We start from the raw sequence: 16,495 nt of genomic DNA on the forward strand, positions 1-16,495 counted from the left end.
AGAAGCAGATGGATCTGGGAATCAAGGGCCGCAAGGCAATCATATGCGCATCAAGCAGAGGACTTGGCCGCGGCTGCGCCATGGCGCTTGCTGAAGCCGGCTGTGATGTGGTCGTCAATGGCCGTGAGCCCAACTCCCTGCATCAGACTGCGGAAGAGATTCGTCGCGCATATCCGGTCGTGGTGACCGAGGTCGCGGGCGACGTTTCTGAACCTTCGGTTCAGGATGCATTGCTCAGCGCGTGCCCGCAGCCGGATATTCTCGTGAACAACAATGGTGGCCCGCCTCGCCGCGATTTTCGCGACCTTACCCGCGAGGACATGCTGAGGGGCGCGACGCAGAACATGGTCGTTCCACTCGAACTGATCCAGCGGGTGATCGACGGCATGGCAGAGCGCAATTTCGGTCGCATCGTCAACATCACTTCCCTGTCCGTCTACATGCCGATAGAAGGCTTGGATCTGTCTTCCGGCGCACGCGCGGGTCTCACGGCCTTCCTCGCCGGCGTGTCGCGTTCCGTTGCCAACAAGAATGTGACCATCAACAATATTCTCCCCGGCAAGATGGATACAGAACGGCTTGCGAGCGGCATTCGCGCAGGCGCAGAAAAGGCCGGTGTTTCCTATGAGGAACAGGCCGCGAAACAGGCAGCCGAGATACCGGCGGCCCGCTTTGGCACGGCCGAGGAATTTGGGCAGGCCTGCGCCTTCCTGTGTTCGGCTCATGCCGGGTACATCACGGGCCAGAACCTGAAACTCGACGGCGGCCTCTACAACAGCGCCTTCTAAGGCATCGTCCGGCTTGGGACTGATACGCGGGAAATTGCGACTATGGCTGATAACGAGAACAAGAACAGCAAAACGTCGGAACTCGACGAAGCGGCACTCTTCTTTCACCGCTATCCCGTGCCGGGCAAGCTGGAAATCCAGGCGACTAAGCCGCTCGGCAACCAGCGCGATCTGGCCCTGGCCTACTCGCCGGGTGTTGCTGCACCCTGCCTGGCCATCAAGGAAGACCCGACCACGGCTGCGGACTACACCGCGCGCGCGAATCTTGTCGCCGTGGTCTCCAACGGCTCGGCCGTGCTGGGCCTGGGCAATATCGGGCCCCTTGCTTCCAAACCCGTTATGGAAGGCAAGGCGGTCCTTTTCAAGAAATTTGCCAATATCGATGTCTTCGATATCGAGATCGATGCACCGGAAATCGACCGGATGGTCGAAACCGTTTCAGCGCTGGAGCCGACTTTTGGCGGCATAAACCTTGAAGACATCAAGGCTCCGGAATGTTTCGACGTTGAAGAGCGTCTGAAACAGCGCATGAAGATTCCCGTCTTCCATGATGACCAGCATGGCACTGCAATCATCGTCGCCGCCGCGATCATCAACGGTCTGGAACTTGCGGGAAAGAAGATTTCCGAGGCCAAGATCGTGACCTCGGGCGCGGGTGCTGCAGCGCTTGCCTGTCTCAACCTGCTGGTCGAACTGGGTGCAAATCTGGAGAACATCTGGATCACCGACCGCCACGGCGTTGCCTATAAAGGCCGCGTGGAGGAGATGGACCGCTGGAAAGAGCCCTACCTCAAGGACACAGACAAGCGCAGCCTTGCCGAGGTCATCCCCGGAGCGGACGTGTTTCTGGGGCTCTCGGCGGCAGGCGTATTGAAGCCGGAAATGCTGGCGGACATGGCGGACAAGCCGCTGATCCTGGCTCTGGCCAATCCGGTTCCGGAGATCATGCCGCAAGTGGCCCGTGAGGCGCGGCCCGATGCCATGATCTGCACAGGACGCTCCGACTTCCCCAATCAGGTCAACAATGTTCTGTGCTTTCCCTACATCTTCCGCGGTGCGCTTGATGTAGGCGCCACGGCCATCAACGAAACGATGAAGCTTGCTGCGGTGCGTGCCATTGCAGCGCTTGCACGCGAAGAACCTTCCGATGTGGCCGCGCGCGCCTATAGCGGCGAAACACCCATCTTCGGCCCCGACTTCCTGATCCCCTCGCCCTTCGACCCGCGCCTGATCCTGCGGATTGCTCCGGCAGTGGCGGAAGCGGCCATGGAAAGCGGCGTGGCGAGCAGACCGATCGAGGACATGCAGGCCTATTACGACCGGCTGAACCGCTTCGTGTTCCGCTCGGGCCTTGTCATGAAGCCGGTCTTCTCCTCCGCGAAGGCGGCGCAGCACAAGCGCGTGATCTATGCCGATGGCGAAGACGAACGTGTCTTGCGCGCTGCCCAGGTCGTTCTTGAAGAAGGCATTGCGCGTCCAACGCTGATTGGAAGACCTGCTGTCATCGAGACACGGCTAAGCCGCTATGGTCTGAAAATCCGGCCGGGCAAGGATTTCGACATCATCAATCCCGAGGATGATCCGCGATACCGCGAATATGTCGACCTGCTGCAGAAGCGCACGGGGCGCCGTGGCATCACGCCTGAAGGTGCCCGCACACTTGTGCGAACGAACAATACCGTCATCGCGGCCCTTGCCATGCTTCGTGATGAAGCTGATGCGATGATCTGTGGTCTTGAAGGCAGGTTCGAGCGTCACCTTCGCTATGTGGACATCATCCTGGGTCGTCGTCCCGGCGTGGATGAGCTATCGGCACTGTCAATGCTGATCACGAAGCAAGGGGTGATGTTCTTCACCGACACCTATGTGAGCATCGACCCTTCAGCAGAAGAGATCGCGGAGATGACGCGTCTGGCAGCGGAAGAAATACGACGCTTCGGCATCGAACCACGTGCTGCCCTCCTTTCGCATTCCGATTTCGGTTCGCGGGAATCCGCTAGCGCTGCAAAGATGCGCAAGGCAACGGCACTGCTTCATGAACAGGCACCAGATCTTGTCGTGGATGGCGAGATGCATGGTGATTCCGCACTGTCGGAGACGCTGCGTCGCAGGGTGTTCCCGCATTCCAACCTCGAGGGGGAAGCCAATCTTCTCGTCTTCCCCAATCTCGACGCGGCCAATATCACCCTGACCACGGTCAGCGCCATGACCGATGCCCTTCATGTGGGACCGATCTTACTCGGTCCGGCCATGCCGGCTCATATCCTGACGCCATCAGTTACCTCACGCGGCGTGGTCAACATGACAGCGCTTGCAGTCGTGGAAGCGAGCCAAAATAGAAATGGCTAAAATTCGTGGGGTGCAGATAATTTGCACTTAATCTACCTTTGCTAACAATTTTATCTCAACGCAACTTGTAGGCGTACCGTGCCTGCTTCTATTATTGTGACTGCAGGCGCGAGATGAAGTTGTGACCATTACTGTTTTTTCGTTTCGAACTCATACCGCTGACCGACAGCGGAACGGAGGCTACATGTACGGCTTTGTGCGCATCGCCATACTTGGATTCATTTCATGTCTATTTCTCACCGTTCAGGCAGATGCTCTTTCCCGCACGTGCCGAAATCTCGAAGCGCAGCTTGCAAAGGCCTCACGTGGGGGCTCAAGCACTTCGATCGCCAAGTATGACAGGGCCATCTCCCGTCAGGGCAGCGAGCTGAATCGCGCCCGTGCCAGCGCGCGAAATGCCGGCTGTACGGGCGGACTTTTTGGCAATAACAGTGCCCAGTGCCGCTCCATCGGTTCCACCATCCAGAAGATGAGCAACAACCTGGCGCAGTTGAAGCGCAAGCGTGCCTCAATGGGTGGCGCAGGCAACACAAAGCAGATCAAGGCCCGCCTGTTGCGCGATATCCGCAAATATGGCTGCCGAAACAAGCCGGCGACCTCCGTAAAGGCGAAAACCAAGACGAAGAAAAAGGTGCAAAAGGCTGCGGCTCCACGCATCAAGAAAAATGCAGCGCCTGCGCGGGTGGTACAAAAGGCACCGCAAAAGAAGCAGGCAGTCCGCAAGGCAGCCGTCAAGAAGGTCGTCCGCAAGCAGAACTCGGCAACAAGGGCCAGTGCACCCTTCGTCAAGCCGCGCAACATGACCACTTTCCGCACCATGTGTGTGCGCATGTGCGACGGCTACTATTTCCCCATTTCCTTTTCCGTGCCGAAAGACATGTTCGAGCGGGATCAGCAGACTTGCGAGGCACGGTGCCCGGGCGCGGCGGTGGAACTTTTCGTTCACAGCGTACCAGATGAAGAAACCGCCCAGATGGTATCGATCTCCGATGGTACGCCCTACCAGCGAACGGAATTTGCCTATGCATATCGCCGCAAGGGTTTGGGGGGCGCAGGTTGTAGCTGCGAAGTGCAATCCCCCAGCTTCGAAGTCATGGCTGGCGAATATGATCAACCGCAGAACGGCGAGACTGTGAGTTCCATCGCCAAAACGGATGACGCAGCCCTGGCGCAGAACGAGGACATGCTCGACATGCCCGCACCGCGCTTTCGTCCCGATCCGGCTGCAGACCCGGAGACGCTTGCCAACCGCGCCGGCGCGCTCGACATGAAGTCACCAATACCTTCCGCGCCGATCCAGACGGCGGTCTCTTCCTTCGGCGTTCCAGCCATCAGGGTCGTCGGGCCAGTGTTCCTTCCCGACCCAAAAGAGGCAATAGATCTGAAAGCTCCGGTCCCCACTCGCGACCGGTGAGAGCGATCCGCAAGGGCTTGAAGAGTTGCTTGCCCTTGCGCCCCGTCTCGGTCTTCACCCGAGAAGTCCATTCCTTCCAGACATTCTCCGTCCATGGCTCTTCGGGCAGCAGATCGAAAGCCTGGCGGACAAAGTCCTGATCCGCTTTATCGAGCGGGGTGTCTTCCGACGGCCCCTGCTCCACGATTACCCACCACTCAGCAGCATCTTCGATCTTCTCGATATTGCCGCATATGGCCTGCCAGAACGGCTTTGCCTTCGCTCCGGTGATGCCAAGCTCTGCGAGGCGCTGTTCAACAGCGTCGAAAGGTTTCTGCTGAACCAGCTGACGGCTCAGCATGCGCAGTTCCTCCGGGTCGAACTTTGCAGCAGAACGTGAACTGGCCGAAGGTTCGAAGCGTTCTTCCAGTGCCTTCATGCTGCTGCAGGCTTCAACGGATCCGGATGCACCGATCAGCACGGCCAGTGAAGCCACGGCCATCGGCTCCAACCCATCTTCCCTAAGAGAAGCGATTGAAAGCGCCCCTTTTCGTTTCGACAACCCTTCGCCAGAGGTCGCGGTCAACAGATTGTGGTGACCGAAAGCCGGAACCTGCGCGCCGAGCGCTTCAAAGAGTGCGATCTGCGCGCCGGTATTGGTCACATGGTCATCACCACGGATGATGTGCGTGACCTTGGTATCGATATCGTCCACCACCGAAGGCAGGGTGTAGAGATAGGTGCCGTCCTCGCGGATGAGCACGGGATCGCTCATGGAGGCAAGATCCACCGTTTGCGGACCGCGCACCACATCGTCCCATGTCACGTCGGTGCGTTCGGGCTGATGCGGATCATCCTTGAAGTTCGGCAGCAGAAAACGCCAATGAGGACTCCGGCCTTCCTCTTCCAGCCGCTTGCGGTCCGCCTCGGAAAGCTTGAGCGCCTCACGTCCGTAAACTGGCGGCAATCGCCGCGAGAGGCGGATCTTGCGCCGACGTTCAAGTTCTTCCGGCGTTTCATAGCAGGGGTACAACAGCCCTTTCTCACGCAGAAACGCGGCCGCACGATCATGCGCGTCAGTTCGATCGGACTGGCGAATGATTTCGTCCGGCTCTATGCCAAGCCATTCCAGGTCTCGTTCGATCTCATCGGCAAATTCACGCGTGGAGCGCGCGCTGTCCGTGTCGTCAAAACGCAGGATGAACCGGCCGCCCGCCTTCCTGGCAAAGAGCCAGTTGAACAAAGCGGTGCGCGCGTTGCCGATATGGATCCGGCCCGTGGGCGATGGTGCGAAACGTAGGGTAACAGTCATGGCTGCGAGGTAGCCGAGGCCATCTCGCTTTGCAAGCTTCTCCGCGCGAGCTTGCGGGAGACATAGAGCATGAGACCGCATGCACCGAGGCAATAAAGCCCCATGAAGGCGATCTGCAGCGGATAGGATATACCGACATCGATCAGATATCCGGTGAGCCCCGGTCCCATCGCTGTTGCGAAGACCATGATTGCAACGGTCAGAGCGCGTATCGAACCGAGATGGCGCAAACCATACACCTCAGGCCAAACCGCGCCGAACAAGGTCGACGAAAAACCGTAGGAGATTCCAAGCAGCCCCATGAAGGCGAAGGCGCTCCACTGGGCGTCGAAACTTGCCAGGGCGAGGCAGGCTGCCGCCAGAGGAAACAGGAAGCTTGGAAGGAGTGCCGTCGCAGAGAACCGATCTACCAGCTGTCCGGCTACCAGTGCGAAAATTACCGTCATGGAAGCCATGAAGGTGAAGGAGGAGGCAAAGACTTCCAATGACCAGCCACGCAACTCCACCAGATAAACCTGATGGAAGAAAATGGTGGTGCCAATGAAACCCGGTGCCATGACACCGAGAAGCAGGAGATAGAACAGGGGATCCCGTATCACTTCGGCACGTGTCCAGTCGCGAGCGGGTGCCTTGCGCGGCTCAGGATCCGTTGATCGCGGTTCGCGTTCCTGCCAGATCAACCCGCTGATGAGCGGCAGTGCAACGAGGATCAGAACTCCGGCAGCCACGAACCACGCGTTGCGCCAGCCCAGGTAGCCCGCCACGGCAACAAAGATCAGCGGGAGAACCGCCTCGCCCGTATTGTGGCCCAAGGTCGCCACAGAGACGGCTCTGCCGCGTTGTGCGGAGAACCATCGTGCCATGGCCGTCAGAGCGTTGTGGGTCATCATCCCCTGGCCGAAGAGCCTCAGCATGTAGATGGTGATAACCAGGACGATGAGCGAATGGGACAGCGCCATGGATATGGTGGCCGCGGCGAGCATCGGAATGATGATCAGAGCCACATTGCGCGGCGAGTAGCGATCCACGATCTGGCCAAAGCGCGGCAAAGTAAAGGCGCTTGCAAGCGTCGCGACCATGTAGAGCATGCCAAAATCGCCGTGGGACAGCTCATATTCACGACGAATGTCGCCTGCAGACAGCGATATGAAAAATGTCTGCCCGAAAGAGGAGAAGAAGGTCAGCAGAAACCCGCCCGCAATCCAGCGCGCATTCTCCCGCAAGAACACAAGAAACGACATCGATAACCTTGGATTACCGGCAGCAGAACGATGCCGGATTAACTGATCGCCAAATTATGCGGGAATGTGCAGCAGGCTGCAATAGAGCTGCAGCCAACGGCACCTGGTGGCATAGTTCCACTGGCATCGAGATCGCTATGAGCGATCCCTGAACTTGTTCGTGATGGGATATCGGCGGTCCCGACCAAAGTTCTTCCGGGTGATCTTGACCCCGGGGGCAGCCTGACGGCGCTTGTATTCGGCGATGTAGAGCAAATGCTCGATGCGGTGCACGAGCTCCCGGTCATGCCCCCGCTCGACGATCTCATCAACGCTCATCTCGTTTTCCACGAGGCATTCGAGAATGTCGTCAAGCACCGGATATGGCGGCAGTGAGTCCTGGTCCTTCTGATCCGGCCGCAACTCCGCGGAAGGTTCCTTGTCTATTATGTTTTGCGGGATCACCATACCCGTCGGGCCGAGCGCGCCAGGCGGCGTATGCTCGTTGCGCCAGCGTGAAATGGCGTAGACCTGCATCTTGTAGAGGTCCTTGATCGGGTTGAAACCGCCATTCATGTCACCGTAAAGCGTGGCATATCCGACCGACATCTCCGACTTGTTGCCGGTGGTTACGACCATGGAGCCGAACTTGTTCGACAGCGCCATCAGAATGGTGCCGCGTGTGCGGCTCTGCAGATTTTCCTCCGTTACCCCCTCTTTCGTGCCCTCGAAAAGATTGGACAAGGCGCTGGCGAAACCTTCGACCGGCTCCATGATTGGAACCGTGTCATAACGGCAACCAAGGAGCCTGGCGCAATCCTCCGCGTCCTTCAGCGATTCATCCGAGGTGTAGCGGTATGGCATCATCACGCAACGCACACGCTCTTCACCCAAGGCATCGACCGCTAATGCGGCACAGATCGCGGAATCGATCCCTCCCGACAGGCCAAGAACGACATTCTTGAAGCCGTTCTTGTTTACGTAGTCGCGCAGACCAAACATGCAGGCGCGATAATCGGCCTCTTCCTTCTGCGGGATCTTCGACATGGGTCCTTGCGCGCAAACCCATGTGCCGCCATCGCGTTTCCACGTGGTGACGATAAGCGCCTCTTCGAACTGGCTCATCTGGAAGGCGAGCGACTTGTCCGCCTGGATGCCGAAGGATGCACCGTCGAAGACAAGCTCGTCCTGTCCACCCAACTGGTTGACATAGATAAGCGGCAACCCACTCTCGATGACCTGCACGATGGCGACTTGTTGGCGAACATCGACCTTGCCACGATAGTAGGGAGAACCGTTCGGGCTGAGCAGAAGTTCGGCACCTGCCTCGGCCAGCGTCTCGCAAACCTGCAGCTCACCCCATATGTCTTCACAGATGGGAATGCCCAGGCGCACGCCGCGGAAGTTCACGGGGCCCGGCATGGCTGGACCCGGCTGGAATACGCGCTTTTCGTCGAACTCGCCGTAATTCGGCAGGTCCATCTTGTAGCGCTCGCCGATCATCTTTCCCCCGTCAAGCACCTGAACGGAGTTGTGCAGCCCGCTTTCGCGCCTCAGGGGCAAGCCCATGACCACGCCCGGACCGCCATCTGCCGTATCGGCCGTGAACTCCTGTACCGCACGCTCACAGGCTTCAACGAAAGCGGGTTTCAGCACGAGGTCCTCAGGCGGATAACCGGCTATGAAGAGTTCGGGGAACAGAACCAGATCCGCTCCCTGCCTTGCAGCGTCTGCACGCGCTTCACGCGCCTTCTTGAGGTTCCCCTCAATGTCGCCGACGGTGGGGTTCAGCTGTGCGAGAGCGATGCGCAGTATATCGGTCATTTATCCGTCTCGTTCCTCGAAATGGTTTGCGGCAGATATCCGCGGATATGATTGCAGGAAAGCTTGATTGGCGAATTACCCTTGGTCCAGACCTAGAGCGGCTTCACCACGATCAAGGATCACCGGCACGATCAAATCTTCCTCATCAGCCAGATGGCGGGTCAGCATGAGGATCAAGTCATCATTCTCCTTGGCGTATTCATCGGCAGCAAAGCGGCGTCTGGAGCCGTTTTCATGAAGCACCTGCAAGAACGCGCGCCCTTTCTCGTGGTTGCGCTCGAGTGCGTCATGGATCACTTCATGGTCGTTTTCGAGAATATCAAAGCCCTTCTTGAGTCCTTTTTCTGCCTCCATAAAGATGGGAAAATAATGCATGTCTTCGATCTGATGATGACCATGAAGCTGCTGGAGGAAGAAGCGCAGTCGTGGTGCGAAGAAACCTGCGAAGGCTTCGACGTCCAACCTGTCCTCCCGAAAGTCGACGAGGCTTGAGCGCAACATGGCGCTCAGCTCTCGAAACATGTCGTGGCGCTGCAGCCAGAACCGCGCCATTTCCCCGAGATTCTCGTGTCCCTGCCAGACTTCCCGCGGATATTTGTCGATCAGGTACCGCAGATCCGAGGGCAGTACCGTACGCTCGTTCAATGTCAGTTCGATTGGCACGTTGGACATGGGAACTCGCATTCGCGGTCTTGTTGAACGATCAAGCGCCTGACCAGGTGCCCGGATACCTGCAGTACGCGTGGCCATAAAAAGAAACACCCCCGCGCATTAGCATGACGGGGGTGCATCCGAAACATGTGGCAGCGGCCGGTTGATGACCAGCTGCATGGGCGTCAGGCGTTAACCGCCTGATCAAGACCGTGGGACGCGCGGTCCTTCTTCAGGAGCTCAGCCACCAGGAACGCCAATTCGATCGCCTGATCGGCATTGAGCCGCGGGTCACAATGCGTGTGGTAACGGTCCTGCAGTTCCTCGTCACGAATGGCACGCGCGCCGCCGGTGCATTCGGTGACGTTCTTGCCGGTCATCTCGACGTGAATGCCACCCGGATGCGACCCTTCGGCGCGGTGGACATCGAAGAAGGTCTGCACTTCCTTCATGATGCGCTCGAACGGACGGGTCTTGTAGCCCGCAGCGGTGATGGTGTTGCCGTGCATCGGATCGCAGGACCAGACAACCTTGCGCCCTTCCCGCTCTACTGCCTGAACCAGGCGCGGCAGATGCTCGCCGGCCTTCTCCGCACCGAAACGGGCGATAAGCGTCAGGCGTCCCGGCTCGTTCTCCGGATTGAGAATGTCGATCAGCTCGAGCAGACCGTCCGGTGTGGTCGATGGACCACATTTCAGGCCGAGCGGGTTTTTCACGCCACGGCAATATTCGATATGGGCGTGGTCGGGCTGGCGCGTGCGATCACCAATCCACAGCATGTGGCCCGAGGTGGCGTACCAGTCGCCTGAAGTCGAATCCACGCGCGTAAGGGCTTCCTCATAGCCCAGAAGCAGTGCTTCATGGCTGGTGTAGAAGTCGGTCTCACGCAATGAAGGATGCGCCTCGGCGTTGATGCCCACGGCCCGCATGAAGTCGATCGTCTCCGAGATGCGATCGGCAAGCGCCTGGTAGCGTTCGCCCTGCGGACTGTCGGAGACGAAGCCGAGCATCCATTTATGCACATTTTCCAGATTGGCGAAGCCACCCTGGGCGAAGGCGCGCAGCAGGTTCAGGGTCGCTGCAGACTGGCGGTACGCCATTTCCTGTCGCGCCGGATCCGGCAGACGTGAGGCTTCGTCGAACTCGATGCCATTGATGATGTCACCGCGGTAACTTGGCAGTTCGATGTCACCCTTCTTCTCGATATCGGAAGAACGTGGCTTGGCGAACTGACCTGCGATGCGGCCAACCTTTACGACAGGCTGGGAGCCAGCAAAGGTGAGCACGACGGCCATCTGCAGGAATACGCGGAAGAAGTCGCGGATATTGTCTGCGCCATGCTCGGCAAAGCTTTCAGCGCAGTCTCCGCCCTGGAGGAGGAAACCTTCTCCATTGGCAACCGCGGCAAGCTGTCTTTTCAGCTTGCGGGCCTCACCGGCAAAGACCAGGGGTGGATAGGTCGCCATGCGTGCCTCGACATCGGCCAGCGCTTGCTGGTCCGGATAGGAAGGCACCTGAAGGATAGGCTTGCTTCTCCAGGAATTTGGCGACCAGTTTTTCATTTCAACACCCAATTACAATTGTCCGGCCAACCCTCCAAGGCAGCCATGGCCGCCTTTTAACCAATGCGTCACCGAGACGCCAGCCCAGATAGCTGCCGATTCGTCCACGCTTTGGTACGAGTTTTGCCGCGAGACCTACTCGACCCGCTCGCCCTTCTTAACGCGATAGCTTGGTTGATACATCGTCACCAGCTCCTCTGCCGCAGAAGGATGTACGGCCATGGTACGATCAAAGGCATCCTTTGTCAGGCGCGCCTTGAGGGAAATCGCCAGAAGCTGTGCCATTTCGCCCGCGTCGGGCCCCATTACATGGGCACCAACGACAATGCGCGATGCCGCATCAACGATGAGCTTCATGATCATCTTTTCCTGCCGGCCCGACAAAGTGTGCCGCATCGGGCGGAAGCTGGCGCGGTAGATCTCCAGCTCGTCATATTTCTCCGCCGCATCCGCTTCGCTCAAACCCACGGTGCCGATTTCGGGCTGCGAGAACACGGCCGTTGCAATCGTGTCATGATCTATCGACGTGGGCTGACCGCGAAATTCCGTGTCGATGAAACACATCGCCTCGTGAATGGCGACCGGGGTAAGCTGTACGCGGTCGGTCACGTCACCAAGTGCCCAGATGTTCTCGATATTCGTGCGGGAATAATCATCGACAAGAATCTCACCTTTCACGCCGGTCTCAACGCCCGCTTTTTCAAGGCCAAGGCCCTCGGTATTTGGAATACGACCGATGGCCAGCAGGATCTGGTCGAAACTTTCGACCTTGCCGGACTTCATCGTTGCTTCCAGCTTTCCATTCGGATTCTTCTCGATATTGTTCAGCACTTCCTGGCAAAGGATCCGGATGCCTTTCGCTTCCATGGCCTCATGAAGCCCGCGACGCATGTCCTGGTCGAAGCGTCCGAGGATCTCCTGGCCGCGATAGATCAGCGTGGTATCGACGCCAAGGCCGTGGAAAATATTGGCGAATTCGACTGCAATATACCCACCGCCCTCGATGGCAATGCGCCTTGGCAACTCCTTCAAGTCGAATGCCTCGTTGGAGAAAATGCAATGCTCGTGGCCCGGCAACGCCTCGTGCGGATTGGGACGCCCACCAGTTGCGATCAGGATCTTGTCGGCGGTGTAGGTCTTTTCTCCGACGGCAATCTCATGCTGCCCCGTGAGCACGGCTCGGCCCTCGATGATCGTGGCACCAGCCTTTTCCAGGCCCGCACGGTAAAGCCCCTCCAGCCTTGTGATTTCCTTCTCCTTGTTGGCGACCAGTGTCGGCCAATCGAACCGGGCCTCGCCAACGCTCCAGCCATAGCCCGCAGAATCCTCAAAATGCTCCGGAAATTGAGAAGCGTAGACAAACAGCTTCTTGGGTACGCAACCACGTATGACGCAAGTTCCGCCAAAGCGGTATTCTTCAGCTATGGCAACACGCTTCCCAAGCCCCGCTGCCAGACGTCCGGCGCGCACTCCGCCTGATCCGCCGCCGATGACAAACAGGTCGAAATCATAATCAGCCATGTGCTGAATCCCCATCCATTCAATTCATTCCCCTGCAGCTATGCGCACGGAGCCCAAAAAGAAAGCCCGGCATCGGGTGCCGGGCTTCAAAAAATCGGGAAATCGCGTTGATGCTTACTGGCTGTCGCCATTGGCTGGCGCCTGGCTGTTTGCCGCAGCATCAAGCGTCTCGCCTACCGCATTGGACAAATCACGAACGATTCCGCGGCGCCAGATCTCACCCGCCTTGGCAACTTCACGAATGACAATCGGACCGTCAGCGACAAGCTTCTTCCCTGCTTCCGAATTGTAGAATTCGGCAATTGCATTCAGATGCTCCTCGGAGAAGACTCGGGCGTAAGCGAGCGCGGCTTCCTGCTCCAGATCCGCACGGCGGCTAGCCAGTTCGATCGCCTTCTCGTCCACGGTCTGATTGATGAGCTCAACCATGTTCGGGCTCTGCTGGATGAGCTGCGCCTTGAGATTCTGGGCGGCCTGAGGGAGTACGACATCATAGTCGGACGTGGCATTGATTGCCGAGACCGCCTGACGGGCGGCCTTCAGATGCGAATCGGAAATTTCCTGTGCGACAGCACTCATCGACAGCACAGAAAAGGCCATCGCTGCGGCTAGCGCGACGTGGCGAGCGCGTTTGGCCATGTTCATTTCGTTACAACTCCGTTGTATCTCGTTTCTTCTTGCTTTGCTTCTTCACGCCTGGATCGTGCGAACACCCTGTGCGCCTGCAAGCACCGCACGGCCTGCCATATCCAGGAAAAGCCCATGCTCAACGACGCCCGGGATCGCATGAAGTGCATCCGATAGCGCTCTTGGCTCGGGAATGCGGCCAAATGATGCGTCGAGGATCAAATGTCCACCATCCGTTTCGAATGGCTTCCCGTCGCGTTCGCGCAGGCGAATTTCTCCGCTCAGACCCAACTTCTTGGCGGCGCGTGATATTGCGGCACTGGTCGCACCGCGACCAAATTCGTTGATCTCGATGGGCAGCGGGAACCTACCCAGCGTCTCCACATGCTTTGTTTCGTCGGCAATGACGATGAAATCCCGGCAGGCGGCAGCAACGATCTTTTCGCGGAGCAACGCCCCGCCGCCGCCCTTCATGAGCGAAAGTCCAGGGCCGATCTCGTCGGCACCGTCCACTCCCAGATCAAGCTCGGGCGTTTCCTCGAGCGACGTCAGGGGCACACCCAGTTCGCGACACAGCTTGGCCGTGCGTTCGGAGGTTGGCACGCCGATGATCGATAGTCCGTCAGCAACGCGTTCTGCGAGGAGACGTACGAATTCCGCCGCGGTCGAACCGGTGCCGATCCCCAGACGCATGCCGTCTTCAACGAACTTCAGCGCCTCTCGCGCCGCTTCAACCTTCAAAGCCTGTTGATCTGCCATGCTGCCCCTCACCTGTTTGGTCGCTTCCCTACCCTTTTTCGCAAGCCTCGGCAATTCTGCAGATGCCTTGCCTCCCCGTGACGGTTGCTCAGCATCAAGGCAGGCTGTAACCAGAAGCAGCCTTCAGGAGGAAGCTCATGCCCAAACCCATCATCGTCTTCGATCTCGACGGCACGCTGGTCGATACAGCTCCAGATCTTCTCGACAGTCTGAACCATTGTCTGAGCGGGGTTGGCATTGGACGCGTCGATGCGAGCGAAATACGCCGCTATGTCGGTTTCGGCAGCAGGGTCATGATCGAACGCGCATTTGCGGCGCACAATCGCAGCTTGGCGGAAAGCGAGCTTGATCGGCTACAGGCAATCTTCCTCGACCACTACACCGCCAACATGCCCGGAAAATCAAAGCCCTTCGACGGCGTCCTCGCCGCCATCGAACGTTTTCACGATGCCGGTTACCTGACCGCCGTCTGCACGAACAAATATGAGGGCCTGTCCCGCCAGCTTCTGGAAGCGTTGAAGATGACGCAGTTGTTCGAATGCATCTGCGGTTCCGACACCTTCGGTCACCGCAAACCCGACCCGCGCCATCTGACGGACACGATCAGCATGGCTGAGGGGGATCCGGAGCGGGCGGTGATGATCGGTGATTCGCGCACCGACATAGATACCGCCAAAGCCGCGGGCATACCGGTGGTCGCTGTCGATTTCGGATATACCGACCAGCCGGTGCATGTGTTCGAGCCCAGCTGCGTCATCTCCCATTTCGACGAGCTCACCGTAAAACTCTCCGAGAGACTGGTGCTGGCTGCGCAGGGCCATACGGTCACTTGACTTAGCATCAGCTCGTCATCTATATCGCCGCTCGCTCGGCAAATTGCCGTCGGGCGGGCGCGTAGCTCAGCGGGAGAGCACACCCTTCACACGGGTGGGGTCACAGGTTCAATCCCTGTCGCGCCCACCATCTGCTGCCAGCGGATGGGACGATGCACTGCAATGTTATCCAATCAACCTGATTGAAAGCGATAAACCCTTTGCATGCGGCTGCAATCCGATCGGCAACTTACGTCGCCTCGATTTTCGCGCTCTATGTTGCCGGAGCGATGCTCGTTCCGGCGGCAGTAGATATCTATTACGGCAACAGTGACTGGGCCGTGTTCGCGATCAGCGCGCTCGCCACCGGCGGCCTGGCTATCGCGACCGCGATTGCCACACACAGTCAAAGACCCGTCCTTACAACACGCTTCGCGTTCCTGGTCGTCACCGTTCTTTGGGCCACTTTGGGGGTCGTGGGCGCCCTTCCCTTTTATGCGGCTTCCCTGAAGCTCGACTTCGCATCGGCTGTCTTCGAATCGGTTTCGGCAATCACCACAACGGGCTCGACCGTCATCGTCGGGCTGGATCATGCGCCCCCCGGCATCCTGATGTGGCGCTCGGTGCTTCAATGGATCGGTGGCATCGGCGTCATTGCGCTCGGCCTGTTCCTCCTGCCGATCCTGAAGGTGGGTGGATTTTCGTATCTGCGGATTGAATCCTCGGACATCGAGGACAAACCATTCAGCAGGCTCAACAGCCTGTCGCAGGCCTTGCTGGCAATCTATCTCGGACTGACAATCCTCTGCGCCATCGCGTATTCGGCCGCCGGCATGCGTCTTTTCGATGCTGTCAATCATGCGATGACCACAATCGCCACAGGCGGATTTTCAACCCATGATGCGTCCTTCGGATATTACGACGGTTACGCGGTGCGGTGGGTTGGTACGGTTTTCATGCTCCTGGCAGCACTGCCGTTCTCGATCCTGATCGTGATCACGCTGCGCGGACGGCTGGACGCCGGGCGCGACCCACAAATCCGATTGTTCGCCAGCTATGTGACGGCCTTCGTGCTCGTGATTGCACTGGAACGCAGCATCCGCGCGGATGTACCGTTCCCCGAAGCATTGACTGCAGCGGCGTTCAACTTCGTTTCGATCATATCAACCGCAGGCTTCGCCAGCGAGGACTACACGACATGGGGTTCCCTTGCGGTGATGCTGGCCTTCCTTGCGACCTTCGTGGGTGGTTGTTCGGGTTCAACCGCTGGCGGGATAAAGGCCTATCGATTTCTGATCATGGGGCGCATGCTCCAGAACGGCTTCCATATGCTGATCTATCCGGACGCTGTCAGAAGTTTGAGCTACGGCAATCGCGTCGTTGATGCGGAAATGCAAAGATCGGTCGTTCTGTTCATGGTGTCATTTCTGGCTGTATGGGCTTTCTCATCCACAGCGCTTGCTGCAAATGGCCTGGATCTTGTCACTTCACTCACCGCAAGTCTGACCGCACTCACGAATGTCGGTCCCGGTCTGGGCCCGGTCGTCGGACCTGCGGGCAACTTCTCCTCGCTGAGTGACTTCGCGAAATGGGTGCTCACGGTGACGATGCTGCTTGGACGCTTGGAGATATTGGCGGTCCTTGTGCTTCTGACACCTAGTTTCTGGCGCTAGATCA

13 protein-coding genes and 1 tRNA gene are annotated in these 16,495 nt (G+C 58.4%); 6 read left to right on the plus strand and 8 right to left on the minus strand.

Annotated features, from left to right (window positions below; all coding sequences use genetic code 11):
- The first annotated feature begins 8 nt into the window (after positions 1–8).
- The 3 genes from EL18_RS05505 (at position 9) to EL18_RS05515 (ending at position 4,551) form a co-directional block, all read left to right on the plus strand.
- Positions 9–788 carry an SDR family oxidoreductase gene (locus EL18_RS05505; RefSeq protein ID WP_036480637.1) on the plus strand — a complete coding sequence of 260 codons (780 nt, stop codon included), beginning with the start codon at positions 9–11 and terminating at the stop codon, positions 786–788.
- A 42-nt stretch (positions 789–830) separates the two neighbouring features.
- Positions 831–3,137, plus strand: coding sequence for an NADP-dependent malic enzyme (locus tag EL18_RS05510; RefSeq protein ID WP_036480638.1), 2,307 nt, complete (start codon positions 831–833; stop codon positions 3,135–3,137).
- Positions 3,138–3,321: 184 nt separating this feature from the next.
- The gene (locus EL18_RS05515; protein WP_036480639.1) at positions 3,322–4,551 is read left to right on the plus strand and encodes a DUF2865 domain-containing protein; all 1,230 of its coding nucleotides are present in this window, start codon (positions 3,322–3,324) and stop codon (positions 4,549–4,551) included.
- Here EL18_RS05515 and gltX read toward each other — a convergent pair.
- The 8 genes from gltX to rpiA form a co-directional block, all read right to left on the minus strand.
- Positions 4,469–5,842, minus strand: coding sequence for a glutamate--tRNA ligase (gene gltX, locus EL18_RS05520; protein WP_036480642.1), 1,374 nt, complete (start codon positions 5,840–5,842; stop codon positions 4,469–4,471). The genes EL18_RS05515 and gltX overlap by 83 nt on opposite strands.
- Positions 5,839–7,083: an MFS transporter gene (locus EL18_RS05525; RefSeq protein ID WP_036480644.1), complete on the minus strand. Its 1,245-nt coding sequence runs from the start codon at positions 7,081–7,083 to the stop codon at positions 5,839–5,841. Before EL18_RS05525 ends, gltX begins: the two co-directional genes overlap by 4 nt.
- A gap of 135 nt (positions 7,084–7,218) precedes the next feature.
- Positions 7,219–8,886: an NAD+ synthase gene (locus EL18_RS05530; protein ID WP_036480646.1), complete on the minus strand. Its 1,668-nt coding sequence runs from the start codon at positions 8,884–8,886 to the stop codon at positions 7,219–7,221.
- A 75-nt stretch (positions 8,887–8,961) separates the two neighbouring features.
- A complete protein-coding gene (locus EL18_RS05535; RefSeq protein ID WP_036480648.1) occupies positions 8,962–9,558 on the minus strand; it encodes a hemerythrin domain-containing protein in 597 nt (198 codons plus the stop codon).
- Positions 9,559–9,722: 164 nt separating this feature from the next.
- Positions 9,723–11,099, minus strand: a complete 1,377-nt coding sequence (locus tag EL18_RS05540) for a class II 3-deoxy-7-phosphoheptulonate synthase (protein WP_036480650.1) — start codon at positions 11,097–11,099, stop codon at positions 9,723–9,725.
- Positions 11,100–11,234: 135 nt separating this feature from the next.
- The gene (gene gor / locus EL18_RS05545) at positions 11,235–12,620 is read right to left on the minus strand and encodes a glutathione-disulfide reductase (protein ID WP_036480653.1); all 1,386 of its coding nucleotides are present in this window, start codon (positions 12,618–12,620) and stop codon (positions 11,235–11,237) included.
- A gap of 114 nt (positions 12,621–12,734) precedes the next feature.
- Complete coding sequence (locus EL18_RS05550; RefSeq protein WP_036480656.1) at positions 12,735–13,265, minus strand: DUF2059 domain-containing protein; 531 nt, start codon at positions 13,263–13,265, stop codon at positions 12,735–12,737.
- A 45-nt stretch (positions 13,266–13,310) separates the two neighbouring features.
- Positions 13,311–14,006, minus strand: coding sequence for a ribose-5-phosphate isomerase RpiA (gene rpiA / locus EL18_RS05555; protein ID WP_036480660.1), 696 nt, complete (start codon positions 14,004–14,006; stop codon positions 13,311–13,313).
- Between the two features lie 137 nt (positions 14,007–14,143).
- Between rpiA and EL18_RS05560 the strand changes: the two genes are divergently transcribed.
- From EL18_RS05560 to EL18_RS05570, 3 genes are all read left to right on the plus strand, one after another.
- Complete coding sequence (locus EL18_RS05560) at positions 14,144–14,839, plus strand: HAD family hydrolase (RefSeq protein WP_036480663.1); 696 nt, start codon at positions 14,144–14,146, stop codon at positions 14,837–14,839.
- Between the two features lie 55 nt (positions 14,840–14,894).
- Positions 14,895–14,969 (plus strand) — tRNA-Val (locus EL18_RS05565).
- 70 nt (positions 14,970–15,039) lie between these two features.
- Positions 15,040–16,491, plus strand: coding sequence for a TrkH family potassium uptake protein (locus tag EL18_RS05570; RefSeq protein ID WP_036480666.1), 1,452 nt, complete (start codon positions 15,040–15,042; stop codon positions 16,489–16,491).
- The last annotated feature ends 4 nt before the right edge of the window (positions 16,492–16,495 follow it).

Origin of the sequence: Nitratireductor basaltis (genome assembly GCF_000733725.1) — a bacterium.
Classification (GTDB): Bacteria; Pseudomonadota; Alphaproteobacteria; order Rhizobiales; family Rhizobiaceae; genus Chelativorans; species Chelativorans basaltis.

Excerpts from the sequence above, each read along its gene's own strand:
- EL18_RS05505 (WP_036480637.1), top strand. The coding sequence starts at position 9 with ATGGATCTGGGAATCAAGGGCCGCAAGGCAATCATATGCGCATCAAGC.
- EL18_RS05510 (WP_036480638.1), top strand. The coding sequence starts at position 831 with ATGGCTGATAACGAGAACAAGAACAGCAAAACGTCGGAACTCGACGAA.
- EL18_RS05515 (WP_036480639.1), top strand. The coding sequence starts at position 3,322 with ATGTACGGCTTTGTGCGCATCGCCATACTTGGATTCATTTCATGTCTA.
- gltX (WP_036480642.1), bottom strand. The coding sequence starts at position 5,842 with ATGACTGTTACCCTACGTTTCGCACCATCGCCCACGGGCCGGATCCAT.
- EL18_RS05525 (WP_036480644.1), bottom strand. The coding sequence starts at position 7,083 with ATGTCGTTTCTTGTGTTCTTGCGGGAGAATGCGCGCTGGATTGCGGGC.
- EL18_RS05530 (WP_036480646.1), bottom strand. The coding sequence starts at position 8,886 with ATGACCGATATACTGCGCATCGCTCTCGCACAGCTGAACCCCACCGTC.
- EL18_RS05535 (WP_036480648.1), bottom strand. The coding sequence starts at position 9,558 with ATGTCCAACGTGCCAATCGAACTGACATTGAACGAGCGTACGGTACTG.
- EL18_RS05540 (WP_036480650.1), bottom strand. The coding sequence starts at position 11,099 with ATGAAAAACTGGTCGCCAAATTCCTGGAGAAGCAAGCCTATCCTTCAG.
- gor (WP_036480653.1), bottom strand. The coding sequence starts at position 12,620 with ATGGCTGATTATGATTTCGACCTGTTTGTCATCGGCGGCGGATCAGGC.
- EL18_RS05550 (WP_036480656.1), bottom strand. The coding sequence starts at position 13,265 with ATGAACATGGCCAAACGCGCTCGCCACGTCGCGCTAGCCGCAGCGATG.
- rpiA (WP_036480660.1), bottom strand. The coding sequence starts at position 14,006 with ATGGCAGATCAACAGGCTTTGAAGGTTGAAGCGGCGCGAGAGGCGCTG.
- EL18_RS05560 (WP_036480663.1), top strand. The coding sequence starts at position 14,144 with ATGCCCAAACCCATCATCGTCTTCGATCTCGACGGCACGCTGGTCGAT.